Source organism: Virgibacillus alimentarius, from assembly GCF_000709085.1.
GTDB classification, from domain to species: Bacteria; Bacillota; Bacilli; order Bacillales; family Amphibacillaceae; genus Virgibacillus_B; species Virgibacillus_B alimentarius.
Genome location: NZ_JFBD01000035.1, coordinates 1 through 15,046, shown reverse-complemented (window position 1 = coordinate 15,046; position 15,046 = coordinate 1). Strand labels below are relative to the sequence as shown.

General features: G+C 34.5%; 16 protein-coding genes. 1 reads left to right on the top strand and 15 read right to left on the bottom strand.

The window, feature by feature from the left end; genetic code table 11:
* Positions 1-12 precede the first annotated feature (12 nt).
* The 14 genes from menG to sleB all read right to left on the bottom strand — a co-directional run bounded on the left by menG (position 13) and on the right by sleB (position 13,213).
* Positions 13-723, bottom strand: a complete 711-nt coding sequence (menG, locus tag GZ63_RS0106055; protein WP_029267866.1) for a demethylmenaquinone methyltransferase — start codon at positions 721-723, stop codon at positions 13-15.
* A 3-nt stretch (positions 724-726) separates the two neighbouring features.
* Positions 727-1,530, bottom strand: a complete 804-nt coding sequence (locus GZ63_RS0106050) for a heptaprenyl diphosphate synthase component 1 (protein WP_029267863.1) — start codon at positions 1,528-1,530, stop codon at positions 727-729.
* A 252-nt stretch (positions 1,531-1,782) separates the two neighbouring features.
* Complete coding sequence (locus GZ63_RS0106045; RefSeq protein ID WP_029267861.1) at positions 1,783-2,055, bottom strand: HU family DNA-binding protein; 273 nt, start codon at positions 2,053-2,055, stop codon at positions 1,783-1,785.
* Between the two features lie 396 nt (positions 2,056-2,451).
* The gene (spoIVA, locus tag GZ63_RS0106040) at positions 2,452-3,930 is read right to left on the bottom strand and encodes a stage IV sporulation protein A (RefSeq protein WP_029267859.1); all 1,479 of its coding nucleotides are present in this window, start codon (positions 3,928-3,930) and stop codon (positions 2,452-2,454) included.
* 209 nt (positions 3,931-4,139) lie between these two features.
* Entirely contained in the window at positions 4,140-4,868 is a 729-nt protein-coding gene (locus GZ63_RS0106035; protein ID WP_029267857.1) for a hypothetical protein, read from the bottom strand.
* A gap of 21 nt (positions 4,869-4,889) precedes the next feature.
* Entirely contained in the window at positions 4,890-5,087 is a 198-nt protein-coding gene (locus GZ63_RS0106030; protein WP_029267855.1) for a DUF2768 domain-containing protein, read from the bottom strand.
* Between the two features lie 253 nt (positions 5,088-5,340).
* The gene (locus GZ63_RS0106025; protein WP_029267853.1) at positions 5,341-5,598 is read right to left on the bottom strand and encodes a stage VI sporulation protein F; all 258 of its coding nucleotides are present in this window, start codon (positions 5,596-5,598) and stop codon (positions 5,341-5,343) included.
* A 57-nt stretch (positions 5,599-5,655) separates the two neighbouring features.
* Positions 5,656-6,696 (bottom strand): NAD(P)H-dependent glycerol-3-phosphate dehydrogenase, encoded by a 1,041-nt coding sequence (locus GZ63_RS0106020; protein ID WP_029267851.1) that lies wholly within the window; start codon positions 6,694-6,696, stop codon positions 5,656-5,658.
* A 15-nt stretch (positions 6,697-6,711) separates the two neighbouring features.
* The gene (der, locus tag GZ63_RS0106015; RefSeq protein WP_029267848.1) at positions 6,712-8,019 is read right to left on the bottom strand and encodes a ribosome biogenesis GTPase Der; all 1,308 of its coding nucleotides are present in this window, start codon (positions 8,017-8,019) and stop codon (positions 6,712-6,714) included.
* A gap of 161 nt (positions 8,020-8,180) precedes the next feature.
* Entirely contained in the window at positions 8,181-8,783 is a 603-nt protein-coding gene (locus GZ63_RS0106010; RefSeq protein ID WP_029267846.1) for a YphA family membrane protein, read from the bottom strand.
* 152 nt (positions 8,784-8,935) lie between these two features.
* Positions 8,936-10,066, bottom strand: a complete 1,131-nt coding sequence (gene rpsA / locus GZ63_RS0106005; protein WP_029267844.1) for a 30S ribosomal protein S1 — start codon at positions 10,064-10,066, stop codon at positions 8,936-8,938.
* A gap of 158 nt (positions 10,067-10,224) precedes the next feature.
* Positions 10,225-10,905, bottom strand: a complete 681-nt coding sequence (gene cmk, locus GZ63_RS0106000; protein WP_029267842.1) for a (d)CMP kinase — start codon at positions 10,903-10,905, stop codon at positions 10,225-10,227.
* Positions 10,906-11,112: 207 nt separating this feature from the next.
* The gene (gene ypeB / locus GZ63_RS0105995) at positions 11,113-12,456 is read right to left on the bottom strand and encodes a germination protein YpeB (RefSeq protein ID WP_029267839.1); all 1,344 of its coding nucleotides are present in this window, start codon (positions 12,454-12,456) and stop codon (positions 11,113-11,115) included.
* A gap of 16 nt (positions 12,457-12,472) precedes the next feature.
* Entirely contained in the window at positions 12,473-13,213 is a 741-nt protein-coding gene (gene sleB / locus GZ63_RS0105990; protein ID WP_029267837.1) for a spore cortex-lytic enzyme, read from the bottom strand.
* 204 nt (positions 13,214-13,417) lie between these two features.
* On the opposite strand from sleB, the gene GZ63_RS0105985 reads away from it, so the two are divergent.
* The gene (locus GZ63_RS0105985) at positions 13,418-14,389 is read left to right on the top strand and encodes an asparaginase (RefSeq protein ID WP_029267835.1); all 972 of its coding nucleotides are present in this window, start codon (positions 13,418-13,420) and stop codon (positions 14,387-14,389) included.
* 39 nt (positions 14,390-14,428) lie between these two features.
* Here GZ63_RS0105985 and GZ63_RS0105980 read toward each other — a convergent pair.
* Positions 14,429-15,046 (bottom strand): NAD(P)-binding domain-containing protein (locus GZ63_RS0105980; protein ID WP_029267833.1); only part of this gene is annotated, 618 nt, incomplete at its 5' end.

Below are 15,046 nucleotides of genomic sequence, written 5' to 3'. Positions count from 1 at the left end.
TATTATTTGAAATTATCTTTTAATCCCCATATGCATTGCTGCTACACCACCTGTATAAGTCTTCATCTTAACTTTAGAAAATCCAGCTTGCAGAAACATCTGCTTTAGCTCATTTTTATCAGGGAAGCTTTTTGCTGATTCGTGTAGCCAAGCGTATTCATCATAACTCTTTGCAAACAATCTGCCAAGTAGAGGCATAATAAAACGAAAGTATAAGTAATAAATTTGCCGGAATCCGAAAATAGTGGGTTGGGAAGTTTCCAAACAAACAACTTTTCCGTTTGGTTTAACAACCCGATAGAGCTCTTCTAAAACGGTTTGATAGTCTGGAACATTGCGCAAACCAAAGCCAATTGTGACGTAATCAAATGTATTATCGTCAAATGGCAGTTTCATTGCATTACCATGAATGAATTGAAGTCGTTTGTTAGGCGGTAGTTGTTTTTTCTTTTCTTTAGCGACTAAAAGCATATTCTCGCTGAAGTCCAGGCCAATTACCTTTCCATTAGCACCTACTGCTTTAGCAAGAGCGATGGACCAATCTCCTGTTCCGCAACAAACATCAAGGGCGCTTGCCCCCTCTTGAACTTGCATTAGTTTCATTACATCTTTTCTCCATGTCTTGTGCTTTTGAAAAGAAATGATTGAATTCATCTTGTCGTACTTTTTATATATATTTTCAAATACGTGATGTACACGTTCTTCTTTGGATTGTCCGTACATATCTTACCCTTCTTCCATCACAGAGGTTTTATCTCCCAGCTTTTTTAAACCAGAAAGGATGTATGTTTTAAATAATTTATGCTGATCAGAAAGCCGTAATGTGTGTTCTTCTATTCGGTTTGTGTTCTTTATAATGATATCTTTCATGCTCGTTACTATCGATGAATCATCTTGCTCTTTTGAAAAATTCAACCACGTATGAATGATTGGAGAGAAACGATTATTATCAAAATTATTTGTTTCCTCCATTAATCTTTTCGTCACTAACCATTCTTCAATAATCGGTATTAACACAGGTTTTTTTATATACTCGGCGATTTGAAGAATCAATAATGATTCTATTTTTTTCAAAAGTAAAATATAGCTTTCAAAAGAGTCTAATTCTCTATAGTATAGCTTCATTTTGTATTCATTAATTTCTTTAATTGCTGAAGCAAGAACCTGTATCATATCATAAGCTTTCAGCTCCGACAACAGAAAATAATATAGGCCACTATAGTAATCACCAGCTAAAACTGTTAATTGTTTTGAAACTCTGGTTGCTTCACTTTCTTTTTCATCATTGGATATGGGCACCATATCATGGGTATCTAATGCTATTTGTACTAGCATCGTTGTAATAATGGTCTGCTTTTTTTCGGAAGCTTTCATAGATGTATTATTTATCATTGCGTTTAAGATACAAAGTTTTTCCTCATCTATCATCGATTTTTCTATGTTTTTATCTAAATATGTATGCTGCATTTTATCTTCAATCAGCACTTTTAGTTCTTCTATTTCTTGTCTAGAGCCATGCAAAGCAACCACCTAGGTCCTTTCATTCAAACTTTAATGTTATTATAGCACAAATTATATATCATCATAACCAAAAAAATAAAGATGGCAAGACTCCATTATAGTTTATAAATGATTAATTATTTCCTCATACCTGTTGGAAGAGTTGTTTGCATTTTACCTATAATCTTAAAAGCAATATATGTACTACAAATTAGGCAGGTTGTCCATATATACACATAAAAAAGGGTACGTTTTAAACGCACCCTTTTGCCCTATGTAATGTTATTTTACAGCATCTTTAAGGGCTTTACCTGGTTTAAAAGCAGGAACTTTACTTGCTGGGATTTCAATTTCTTCTCCAGTTTGCGGGTTACGGCCTTTACGAGCTGAACGCTCACGTACCTCAAAGTTACCGAAACCAATTAGTTGTACTTTTTCACCATCTTTAAGTGAATCCATGACAGTTTCAAAAACTGCGTCAACAGCCTTACCAGCATCCTTTTTTGAAAGTTCGCTTTTTTCAGCCACTGCATTTACTAAGTCTGTTTTATTCATGACATTCACCTCCTCCCAATATTTTTAATTGTCACTAATAAATAATAAGACTCTTATTATTTATTCACCAAATTACAACCTTTTAAACTTACAAGCCATCTATATCAATGGATGACAAGGCTTATCTTAACTGACTTCAAAATAAAATTCAACAATTTTTATCTATTTTTCGGGATTTTTGTGTTTTTTATTAAAAAATTGGTCGCTATGAGGTTTTTTCTAATTAAAATAGCTTGTTTTATTATATTACATATATACGACGGAAAATATGAAATCCCTGCTATTTTAGTGTATTTATTTGTTAAGAATGTGTCAAACAGATAAAAACCCAAAACACCTATAAATAAGCGTATGGGTTAGTGATGTTAAAAAATAAAAAGCAGCTATTAACAGCTGCTATAGGATAATTGCTATTAATCCGCCTGAACCTTCATTTATAATTCGTTCAAGCGTGTCCTTTAATTTATATCTGGCGTTTTCAGGCATAAGTGATATTTTCCCTTGTATGCCTTCTCTTACAATTGAGTTAAGTGATCGGCCAAAGATATCTGATTCCCAGATCGATAATGGATCTTCCTCAAAATCTTGCATAAGGTACCTAACTAATTCTTCACTCTGTTTTTCTGTCCCGATTATAGGGGAGAATTCTGATTCTACTTCTACCTTAATCATATGGATAGAAGGAGCTACTGCTTTAAGCCTTACCCCAAATCTAGAACCCTGACGAATAATCTCCGGTTCATCAAGTGCCATGTCTTCTATAGTTGGTGCTGCTATCCCATAACCAGTCTGTTTCACCATTTGCAGGGCACCTGCTACTTGGTCATACTCCCTTTTGGCATGCGCAAACCCTTGCATGAGCTCAAGTAAATGGTCTTTGCCCCTGATTTCTTCTCCTACAATTTCCTTTAAGACTTGATCATATAAATAGTCTGGTGCGTGCAAATCAATTTCAGCGACACCTTCTCCCATTTCCATTCCAGCTAAATTCGCTTTGTCAATATAATCATAATCTGCAAAATCATTTACAATATAATCTACATCCCTCAATCTCCTAATATTTTTTACCGTAGATTGAATTGCTTCTTGATAATTTTCTCTTAGCCAATGCTCTTCCTTTAGAACCATCACCCAGCTAGGAAGGTTAACATTAACTTCTAATACCGGGAACTCATACAGTGCTTCGCGCAACACGCTATATACATCGTGTTCTGTCATTGATTCTATATTCATTGCGAGTACTGGCATATCATGCTTTTCAGCTAATTCTTGACGCAGAAATTCCGTTTCTTGATCATTTGGTCTTAAGGAATTAATAACCATGATGAAAGGTTTTCCTACTTCTTTTAATTCCTCTACTATTTTATCTTCTGCATCCACATACTCTGCTCGGTCAATTTCACCAATTGTACCATCTGTTGTTACTACAACACCGATAGTAGAATGTTCTTGAATTACTTTACGTGTGCCAATTTCAGCTGCGTCGTGAAACGGTATTGGGTCTTCATACCAAGGTGTATGAATCATTCTAGGGCCATTTTCATCTTCAAATCCCCTGGCGCCATCAACAGCATATCCAACACAATCAACTAAGCGTACATTGACATCAAGTCCTTCCTCCACATTTACAGATACAGCTTGATTGGGTATAAATTTAGGTTCTGTAGTCATAATTGTTTTACCAGCTGCACTTTGAGGAAGTTCATCGTGTGCTCTAGCACGTTCACTCTCATCTTCAATATTAGGCAAAACGACTGATTCCATAAACTTCTTTATGAAAGTTGATTTACCCGTCCGAACTGCTCCTACAATTCCAAGATAAATATCTCCATTCGTTCGTTTCGAAATATCTTTAAAAACATCAATTCTTTCCAAACGATCCCCTCCCGATCTCCTATACCATTGTATAATGAACAAATTACGATTAATTGACATTACAAGTCTATGATGTTGTCCGATAAGAATATGACTTAATTTTGCATGAAATTAAAAAGAATGGTTTCTATCAGTGCAATGAACAAAAATAGAGGATAAATAAACAACCCTTGCAACATTTTATGTTACAAGGGAATGATTATGATGATTTATTTATTTTGTTCTAAAAAAACTGGTTCACCGTTGTCCACCGTATATGGTAGTGAATATGCAGGAACGAAGGGAGTGTTTTCCGGCAAAATAGTACGAATATCTTCGCCCTTTTTATAATGATTATCATATTCTTTTAGTGCATTGTTTAAATCGATTCGATAATCGATATAAAGTTGTCCATCCGTATCCATAATAATAGGTAAGTTTTCTTTCGAATATGGACTTACCACAGATGGTTCAGATTTTAGTCCTAACTTTTTATAATCAATCTTAAATATTCCATTCGCAATTTCCTCACCGAATGGTGGATAAATATGTTTATCTCGATAAATTTCAAGTTTAATATTAACTTTTCTTAATTCTTCCGTACTGCGTAAATCAATTAATTTAACACGAGGGTTATCCTCAGGGGTTATGATTGTATATTGATATACACCACCATTTTCATAGGCATTTCCCGGTATTTCAGCCAAAGTATTTTGTTCCTTTAATGCATTGAAATCAATTAAATACTTTTGAAATATTGGTGAATTGCTCTCTTTTGTCTTTATTGGGACCAGCCCATTCGTTTGTTCCTTGTATTTATCGACTGCTGTCTGCACTAACTCTAGTTGAGCTTCATTTGGTGATTGATTTTTTGATAGCTCGCTTTGTGGATATAAACAACCACTTAGAATAAATAACATAAATAGCAAACTAAAGAGTCGCACATATGTATATTTCATTTAATAGCCTCCTAATGCAGCCTACCCCGTTGGACCGCTAAAAACAATATATAAAATAATTAATGCGCCTAGAATGAAGGATATATATGCAAGGAACGATACAATTCCTGCTAAAAAGCCTTTTAATTTGTATCTGCTTAGTAAGATAAGTCCAATTGCTAAAAGCAAGAGTATCATACCAGCAAATGATACATACATTTTAAGCATTGAAACTGACATTTTTTTCACCTCTTACTTTGTGTTCCTTTTTCTTTGCACAAAGTATTATAACATACGGTGTATATTCAGGCATTAAAATATGATATAAAAAGCAATATAAAAAAATGAACAATTTAAAACCGGGATGAAAGGGGCTAGTTTCATCCCGGTGTAACTAAATAACACCCACAGCAACTCTATATATCTATGCATCTGTGCGATTATATTCTATGCGAGTACACGAATTCATGTATCCTCACTTGCCCAGACATCGTTAATCTTTAAATAAACGATTTAAAGATTGCATATCCATTGGCATATTATTTTTGGTTATTGCTTGAACAATTTTATCCTCTTTTGCCTTTGAAACAGGTTTATTTGCTAACCTTGCTAAGTGGCGTACCAATTTCCTTACTGTTTTTTCATTTGAAAAATCAGCGTTTTTAACAGAATTAGCGATTTTATAAACTTCATCCGGATTGATATTCGAATTTTGCTGTATTTTGTCAAAAAGTCCCTTTTGGTTACTCACATGCTCTCCTCCTTGCAATATTTCTTCAACATAGTATATGCGAGGAGGATAAATATGTTATTTTGTATTTATGCTTCTTAATAATGCAGCTAGATCTTCCATTTCTTCGCGCTTATTTCTATTCATGAGCTGTTCTACCACGTCTTTCGGATTTTTGTCTTCAAATAATATTTGATATATGCCAGTTGTAATGGGCATTTCAACTTGTTGCTTCTTGGCAAATTGATATGCGGCTTTCGTTGTTCTTACGCCCTCAACAACCATGCCCATTTGATCTAAAACTTCTTCAAGCTTGTTTCCCTTACCTAGTAAATTCCCAGCTCGCCAATTTCTGCTATGAACGCTTGTACAAGTAACAATTAAATCTCCCACACCTGGTAAACCTAAAAATGATAATGGGTTTGCTCCGAGTGAAGTGCCTAAACGTGCTATTTCAGCTAGTCCCCTTGTGATAAGAGCTGCTTTCGCATTATCGCCATATCCTAGCCCGTCTGAAATTCCTGCACCTAAAGCAATAATATTCTTTAAGGCTCCACCGAGTTCGATCCCAACCATATCTGTACTTGTATAAACACGAAAAGATTCGTTGATAAACAAATCTTGAGCGATTTTAGCATTTGATCGATTAACAGAAGATACAGTTACGGTTGTTGGCTGTCTTTTAGCAACCTCTTCAGCATGACTTGGTCCGGACAACACAACAATATCTTCATATTGATACCCTTCCATTTCCTCTTCAATCATTTGTGATACTCGTTTTAATGATATAGGTTCGATTCCTTTGGAAGCATGGATTAAAGTTGCTGAAGATGAATCTAACAACCCATTTAAATTTTTACATACTTCTCGTATTGCTTTTGTAGGAACAACAATAACAATTGCTTCTACGTTAGTGATAGCTTCTTGTAAATCATGGTATGCTTTTATTTGTTCAGGAATCATGATTTCTAGATAATTTTCATTTTTGTGTGTTAAATTAATAGCGTCTGCTTGTTCTTTGCGATGTGTCCATAGTCGAACATCATGTCCGTTATCTGCTAGTACAATGCCTAAAGCTGTCCCCCAGCTTCCAGCTCCTAGTACTGCCACTTTTGCCATTATTCTTCCTCCTTCTTATCTTTTCCTGGAAAATATTTTAATCGGAGTACCAACAAATCCAAACGCATCCCTGATTTTATTTTCTAGAAAGCGTTTATACGTGAAGTGCATTAATTCAGGGTCATTTACAAATATGACAAAACTTGGCGGTTTTACTGAAACTTGTGTTGCATAAAGTACTTTCAATCTTTTTCCTTTAAATGTTGGAGTCGGATTCATTGCTATAGCATCCATAACTACTTCGTTTAAAATGTTTGTAGAAATGCGTTTAGTATGATTTTCACTTGCGATTTTAATGGATGGCATTAAGGTATGTAACCTTTTTTTTGTTTTAGCTGAAAGAAACACGATTGGGGCGTAATTTAAAAATTGAAAATGTGCTCGTATTTTATTTTCAAAATCCTTCATTGTCTTTTCGGTCGTTTCTACTATATCCCATTTATTGACAACAATGACAATTGCACGACCAGCATCATGTGCATAACCTGCAATATTTTTATCCTGTTCTCTTATCCCTGTTTCTGCGTCAATCAAAACGAGAACCACATCAGAGCGTTCAATGGCTTTTAATGCGCGTAAAACACTATATTTCTCTGTTTTTTCGTATACCTTTCCTCGTTTGCGCATACCAGCGGTATCAATAATCACGAAATTTTGATCATCTTTACGTATGGGAGTGTCAATGGCATCTCTTGTTGTTCCTTCCATCTCACTTACAATAACCCGTTCTTCATTTATAATGGAATTAACTAAGGAGGATTTTCCGACGTTAGGTCTTCCAATAAGGCTAAAATAAATGGTATCCTCCTCTGCTTCTTCCTTATCAGTAATTGGAAAATGTTTTACTACTTCATCAAGTAAATCTCCGAGTCCAAGTCCATGTGCACCTGAAATGGGAAATGGTTCTCCAAATCCTAATGAATAGTATTCATAAATGGTATCACGCATTTCAGGGTTATCTATTTTATTAACTGCTAACACAACTGGTTTATTTGATTTAAATAAAATCTTTGCAACTTCATCGTCAGCTGCTGTAATCCCTTCTTTTCCGTTTACCATAAAAATGATTACATCTGCTTCATCAATGGCAATTTCTGCTTGATTTCTCATTTGTTTTAATAATGGTTCATCACCAATTTCTATACCGCCGGTATCAATAACACTAAATGTAGTCATTAACCATTCAGCTTCAGCATATATCCGGTCCCTAGTAACTCCTGGGGTATCTTCTACTATGGATATTCTTTCGCCTACTAAGCGATTAAATATTGTTGATTTTCCAACGTTAGGTCTTCCTACGATAGCTACAACAGATTTCCTCATGAAAGGAACTCCCTTTCTTTTATACGTTCTAAACAACGCTTTAATAATGTGCTTATATTTATAGTATTTTTTATATTTTTAGCAACATTAATTTATTCTAGCAAAAGAAATTGATATTAACAATTGATTTTGAAGAATGGTGTTGATAAAAAGTATAATGATTAATGTTGCCATTTTATTATTTTTTTATGATGAACAGGCAGGATGAATAATTTAGACTTTACCTTCTGTAGTGTATCCAATAATACAATGAACATTAACGTAACTATAAGCATATCAAAAAAACTCATTTCTCCTATTGTTTTCTGTAAATCATATTCTATTAATAGGATACTATAAATAAATTCTCCTGCAGTTATGCCTAAGAATCCGGTAACAATTTTATTACGCACCCCTTTTACCAATAAGGTAATGACTAGTGCACTGATGAATGGAATCATGATGAAATCATGAGTAAGAAGCCAAATAGGCGTATTCATTTTCCATATTAGCATAGCCGCATAACCAATCATCATTGTAAATGAAATGAACACATGATATATAAAATGAGGCGGTCGGGAAAGTAATACCATTGTTACAAACAGTAATAATATAATAGTTACAGAAATACTGTGACTATTAATTGAAATATAGGTATTTGAGCTTATTATTGCTATTAATATATAGCAAGCCAGTAATGTTCTCCTTTTATTTTTTTTCATTAAAAAGGTTACTATGATCCACAAGATCCAACTGAACCAATAGAATATCAGTCCTTCCGTCATATCGATCACCACCATTAGCATTATGACTATAACAATTATTTTTTAAACAAAAAAGGCTTATCCTATTAAGGAAAAACCTTTTTCTGATAATAGCCTACTTCATACGCCGTTGGTGGAAGACGTACCAAGGTTCCTGATACAAAACAGTGTTCTTATTTATATTTATTTAATTTATCCCCTATAAAATCACCAAGTTGAAAGCCGGATTGGTCTTCCGTTTTTTCATATTGCTTATACTCAGTTGCTTCTTGTTCCTGTTCAAGTTCTTTAATACTTAGCGAGATACGTTCTTCCTTCTCATTGACATCTAATACTTTCACGTCTATTTGCTGGCCGGTTTCTAGAACTTCTTGAGGGGTACCAATATGACGATTAGCAATCTGAGAAATATGAACTAGTCCCTCTACTCCTGGTTGCAGTTCTACAAATGCTCCAAAATTAACTAATCTCTTGACGGTTCCATTTATAATATCACCTGAAGCAATTCGATTACTTATGTTTTCCCATGGACCAGGTAATGTTTTTTTATGTGAAAGTGAAACACGCTCATTATCCCGATCTATTGATAAAACTTCAACTTTTATATTCTCCCCCTCTGAAACAACATCAGAAGCTTTTTCAACATGTTCATGTGCTAGCTCAGAAATATGGACAAGACCGTCTATCCCTCCAATATCGACAAATGCACCAAAATTTGTTAAACGCTGAACGGTTCCTTCTATAATTTGTCCAGGCTCTAATGTTTGTAATAAAGCTTGTTTTTTCGAATCAGCCTCTTCTTCTGTAACTGCTCGATGAGATAAAATAACTCTATTTTGATCTCTATTTAGATCTACAATTTTTACCTTAAGGATTCTATTTTTATAATCGGAAAAATCCTCTACAAAATAAGTTTCTACAAGTGAAGCAGGTATAAATCCACGAACACCTACATCTACAACAAGTCCACCTTTTACTACTTCTTTAATTTCCACTTCAAATATTTCATTATTATGATATGTTTGCTCTAGCTTATCCCATGCTTTTTCTGAATCTACTGCCTTTTTAGATAAGACTACCTCATCGTCGTCTACTTTCTTTACTTTTAATGATAATTGATCTCCTTCTTGAACAACATCACTAGATGTTTCGACATGAAGATTTGATAATTCACTAATTGGTACAATTCCTTCTGTTTTATAGCCAATATCAACTAAAACTTGTTTCTCTTCTATTTTAACAACGGTACCTGTTAAAATCGATCCTACACTCACTTCTGCTAATTCGTTATTTGCTTCATCCATATGCTTACCCTCCTAATCACATTAAAAAAACCCTTTATCTAATTGTTTATGGAATATATTAATCCATTATAAACGTTCTTTTTTATAACTTCTAATATTTTTAATTATTTGTCAAGCAAAGCAGATTCAAAATATTTTTTTAAGATTATCATAAATGCTTATAACTGGAGTTTTTGTTCAGCAATTTTTAAAATTCGATTTGCAACATCGTCTATTGTTAATGTCGTCGTATTGATTTCAACTGCATCATCTGCTTTGACTAACGGTGCTATCTCCCGTTTCGTATCGATCGAATCTCTTCGCTCTATTTCCGCTTTCAATTTTTCTATATTTGATGGGAATCCTTTTTGAAGATTTTCTTTATGACGTCGCTTTGCACGCTCTTCTGCAGAAGCTACTAAAAAAATTTTTACTTCGGCATGAGGGAGTACGTGGGTGCCTATATCCCTTCCATCCATCACAACACTGCGTTTTTCCGCTAGTTTCTGTTGTCGATTCACCATTTCTTCTCGAATGAGAGGGTGTTTGGCGACGTAAGAAACATTATTTGTTACATCTTGCATCCGAATTTGTAAAGTGGCATCGTTGCCATTTATACAGACCATTTGACCTTTTTCATTTTGTTTGAGATTTATTTCTGTTTGTTTCAGTAATTCAACGAGAGATTGTTCATCATCTAAGTTTATTTTTTCATCCAGCGCCTTTTTTGTTAAAGCTCGATACATTGCTCCAGTATCAATATATATAAATGATAATTTGTTTGCCACCAACTTTGCCACTGTACTTTTTCCTGCTGCAGCAGGACCATCAATAGCAATTGCGATCGATTTACTCTTCATTATACCCTTCAGCCCTCTCATAATCTTGTAAATGTATGTAAGTTTCAGTTTTCCTTGTTCAATTCTTCATAGCCATATGATTAAATAATAACATATTGAAGAGGGATCCGTAGTTTTTAAAATAAAAAATATATGGTGCTAGCGGAAACGTACATATAGTTTAATGATACCAAAAAAGGAAAGGCGTAGGCCAATCCTTTTTTGATCTTATCTCGTACTAGCAAAATTTATTTCCTTTCCGTTTAACTTTTCAACCTTTTCTTCTTTTCCGTCCATCGCATTTATAAAAATACGATATGTTTCATTATTTAAAACACCTAGAAACTCATAGACCAATACTTCTTCTCCCATTTCATTTTCAATCATGGCTAGAGATTCTTCGTTTATTTTCACTTGAGAATTAACTTTTTCCCTAGCTTCTTCCTGCGATAGCTTTGGTTTAGAGATATCTCTATCTGTATGGTTTTTAAGATAGTTCCTCGCATTAAATCCTAATATATCTCCATTATCCAAGGCTACTTTTACTTCTAAAGAGTCGGGGTATACATGTACATCATCATCTTCATATAGGAATGAATATACGCCTACATTGTCATATTCACTGCTTTGATAAACAGTCATGTTCTCAAAATCGAATTGCTTAATGTATTCCTCCGCTCTCTCCTGTCCTTCATTTAAGCTGATTTTTTTATCTTTCACATCTCTATTAACTAAAAGTGATATCGGATGACCACCTTTTTGGGACATATCCATATAGGCACTTTTGTCCCCGTTTTTATAGGATATACTGTATAAAGGAATTTCCGATCCTTTACCACTGTTTGTGATTTTTAAATTATTTTCATTTGAAACATTAAATATCTTTTTGCTGCGGTCTAAGGCTTTTTGTTTATTTATTTTTTTCCCTGTTATATATTTATAGCCTTTATCTTCGTTTGTATCTCCATTAATGGAAGAATTTTGATTTGCTTCAGCAAAGCCTTCTACTTTCTTTTCAACGGTTTCAAATCCGTCGATAATTGTATTATCTGCTGGTTCCTCCTGTGTGGCTAAAGCAAGCTCGACATCCATCCAACGTAAGTTATTTTTTAAGGTAAGGTGTTGAACTTCTCTTAATTCATCTTTGATTTCACCAGCTTGTTTATATAAATTTTTAAGAGATTTGCTTTCTTTTTTTGAAAGAGGATCCTTTTCTAAATCTCTAACAGCTGTGCGATAAGTAAAATCACCTATTTTTGATAGAAATTCTTCTGTTTTATTAAAAGGAAGTAATGATAATGGCAATTGGCCAACATCTGCTTGTGCTTCCGAAGTGAGGCGCCATATCTCTACGAGTTGCGGAGAGAGGATTTCATTCGAATCCATCGCAAGTGTGGTACCAATTTTATCATGTAGCAAATCCATACGATATGATAAATCATGGAAAGAACGTTGGTACGTATTCTCTGCTTGGATTAATACAGCATTTTTTTCTTGATGTTCTTGGTATCCCCAGTAGGCTGTTCCAGCAATACCTAAAGTCAGAATTGTAATCAATATCCAACGAATCATGTGACTCACTCCTTTTCTACTTTGCAAATATATGTTTTCCGATTTTTTTAATTTGTGGTCTAGACCAGATCCAAGCTGAGGTCGCTGTATCTGGATTAAAATAATATTCTGCATTACCTGTTGGATCCCAACCATTGATTGCATCCAGAACAGCCGATTTTGCAGTGTCATTTGGTGTTAGCCATATTTGTCCGTCCGCAACTGCAGTAAATGCCCTTGGTTCAAAAATAACCCCTGATACAGTATTTGGGAAAGTAGCACTTTCTACCCTATTTAAAATAACTGCTGCAACAGCAACTTGTCCTTCATAAGGTTCTCCTCTAGCTTCCCCATAAACTGCGTTAGACATTAATTGAATGTCATTTTGAGAATAACCTTGGGGTACATTAACTGCGGTGGTATTTTTCTCCTGTGAAGCATTTTGATTTGCTGTAGCCCCATCATAATTTTTACTTGCTTTAACGAGCTTTTCTTTTGTTGCCGCTCCGGCAAGACCGTCAACTTTCATACCAAATTCATATTGAAAATTTCTTAATGCCCAATATGTCCCCCAACCAAAAACGCCATCAATTTTCCCATTATAAAATCCTACATGTTTTAATCTTGATTGCAATTCGATAACGTCATCTCCAGTAGCCCCGTGTTGAATTACTTGTGGGCTAAAAGCATCAACAACTTTCGGGGAAGTTAGGGTGTTTAGCCCAGTCAATAAAAAACAGACAATGATTATTAATAGAGACAGCTTTCTATAGGTCATACTTTTTCCTCCTATTTTTCCAAAACTTTATTGTGATACCTATTTTTTGAATAAAACTTCTTTTTATTCATGATTAACGAATAAGTTTTAGAGAAAATAGTATGAAATATATATATAATAGTTTTACACTTGTTGTTTTTGGCGCTGGAAGGTAGTATTGAACTAGGAACTGAAAAATTTGTTTCATGCAGGTGGGTGAGGACAATAAAAAACATATTAATTATTCATACAGGCGGTACGATTTCGATGTTAGAAAATAAAAAAAATGGGGAAGTAACAACATCGGATAAGCACCCTTTAACAAATTTGTCTGCTCTTTTACATAATTATGCCAATGTTGATGAGCTAATAGAGTTTCATTTGCCATCTCCGCACATTACACCTAAACATATGCTTAAGTTAGCTAAAAAAATAGAACAAAAAATAGTTTATTATGATGGAATCGTCATCACACATGGAACGGATACATTAGAAGAAACAGCTTATTTTTTAGATCTAGTGCTCAAAACGAGTAAACCAATCATTCTTACAGGTGCAATGCGATCTAGTAATGAAATAGGTTCAGATGCTATGTACAATTTAATTAGTTCAATTCGGGTAGCATCTGAGAACAAAGCATCCAATAATGGAGTTTTGGTTGTAATGAATGACGAAATACATGCTGCTAGAAATGTAACAAAAACATCTACAAGTAACATCGCAACATTTCAAAGTCCCCAATACGGCCCAATGGGCATTGTCACAAAAGAATCTATATTTTTTCATCATCGGATACACCGAAGCCGAAAGCATTCCGTAGCTGATGTAAATAAGAATGTTTTTTTACTAAAGGCTTTTGCTGGAATGGATGAAAAATTATTGAATGCGGTACGACAAACGCACCCGGATGGAATCGTTGTAGAAGGTCTTGGTCAAGGGAATTTACCAATTGAAACTATCCCCCCCTTACAACAGATGGTCGATAGCAATATCCCTGTTGTGCTTGTTTCTAGATGCTATCAAGGTATTGTGCAGCCAACATATGCCTATGAAGGCGGCGGTAAGCGGTTAAGGGAAATGGGGGTTATTTTTACAAATGGGCTTTCAGGTCCTAAAGCACGTATTAAATTATTAATTGCTTTAGAAGAAACGAACGAAACCAATTTAGTAAGAAGAATGTTTGAAGAGGATTTATAAAATGATTTTAAAAGATAACGGAGGTATTTTTTACCTCCGTTATTGATTAACAATCGCTTTTGCGATTATTTCACCGTGTAAACGTCCATTTTCAATAAAAATTTCATTATTGTTATATCCGGATGCAACAACTCCGGCTACATATACATCAGGTATATTCGTTTCCATGCTATTTTTATTGAAATGTGGTTTTCCGTTTCTCGGGTCCACTTCTATTCCAATCTCTTTAAGAAGATGAAGATTGGGTTTGTATCCTGTCATTGCAAATACAAAGTCGTTTTTTATTTCTTTTCTTTTTCCGTCTACGGTGTAATAAACCTCATTTTCGGTGATTTTTTGAACGTGTGCATTAAATTCCATATGTACAATACCTTTTTTAACGAGAGAATCGAATTCAGGTAAGATCCATGGCTTGATGCTTTTGGAATACGTACTGCCGCGATATAGTACCGTAATTTTAGCCCCTGCTTTATGCAACTCTAATGCCGCATCAACAGCAGAGTTTTTTCCGCCTATAATGACTATATCCTTGTTGTAATAAGGGTGTGCTTCTTTAAAGTAATGCATAACTTTATCAAGTTCTTCGCCGGGAACATTGATGTAATTCGGCTGATCATAATAACCAGTAGCAATGATTACATTATTAGCTTGATATCG

What these genes read in the sequence shown, in the direction of transcription:
- rpsA (WP_029267844.1), bottom strand. Translation starts at nt 10,066, where the DNA reads ATGGATGAAGCAAATAACGAATTAGCAGAAGTGAGTGTAGGATCGATT.
- ypeB (WP_029267839.1), bottom strand. Translation starts at nt 12,456, where the DNA reads ATGATTCGTTGGATATTGATTACAATTCTGACTTTAGGTATTGCTGGA.
- GZ63_RS0106030 (WP_029267855.1), bottom strand. Translation starts at nt 5,087, where the DNA reads ATGTCAGTTTCAATGCTTAAAATGTATGTATCATTTGCTGGTATGATA.
- cmk (WP_029267842.1), bottom strand. Translation starts at nt 10,905, where the DNA reads ATGAAGAGTAAATCGATCGCAATTGCTATTGATGGTCCTGCTGCAGCA.
- der (WP_029267848.1), bottom strand. Translation starts at nt 8,019, where the DNA reads ATGAGGAAATCTGTTGTAGCTATCGTAGGAAGACCTAACGTTGGAAAA.
- GZ63_RS0106045 (WP_029267861.1), bottom strand. Translation starts at nt 2,055, where the DNA reads ATGAATAAAACAGACTTAGTAAATGCAGTGGCTGAAAAAAGCGAACTT.
- sleB (WP_029267837.1), bottom strand. Translation starts at nt 13,213, where the DNA reads ATGACCTATAGAAAGCTGTCTCTATTAATAATCATTGTCTGTTTTTTA.
- menG (WP_029267866.1), bottom strand. Translation starts at nt 723, where the DNA reads ATGTACGGACAATCCAAAGAAGAACGTGTACATCACGTATTTGAAAAT.
- GZ63_RS0106035 (WP_029267857.1), bottom strand. Translation starts at nt 4,868, where the DNA reads ATGAAATATACATATGTGCGACTCTTTAGTTTGCTATTTATGTTATTT.
- GZ63_RS0106010 (WP_029267846.1), bottom strand. Translation starts at nt 8,783, where the DNA reads ATGACGGAAGGACTGATATTCTATTGGTTCAGTTGGATCTTGTGGATC.
- GZ63_RS0106020 (WP_029267851.1), bottom strand. Translation starts at nt 6,696, where the DNA reads ATGGCAAAAGTGGCAGTACTAGGAGCTGGAAGCTGGGGGACAGCTTTA.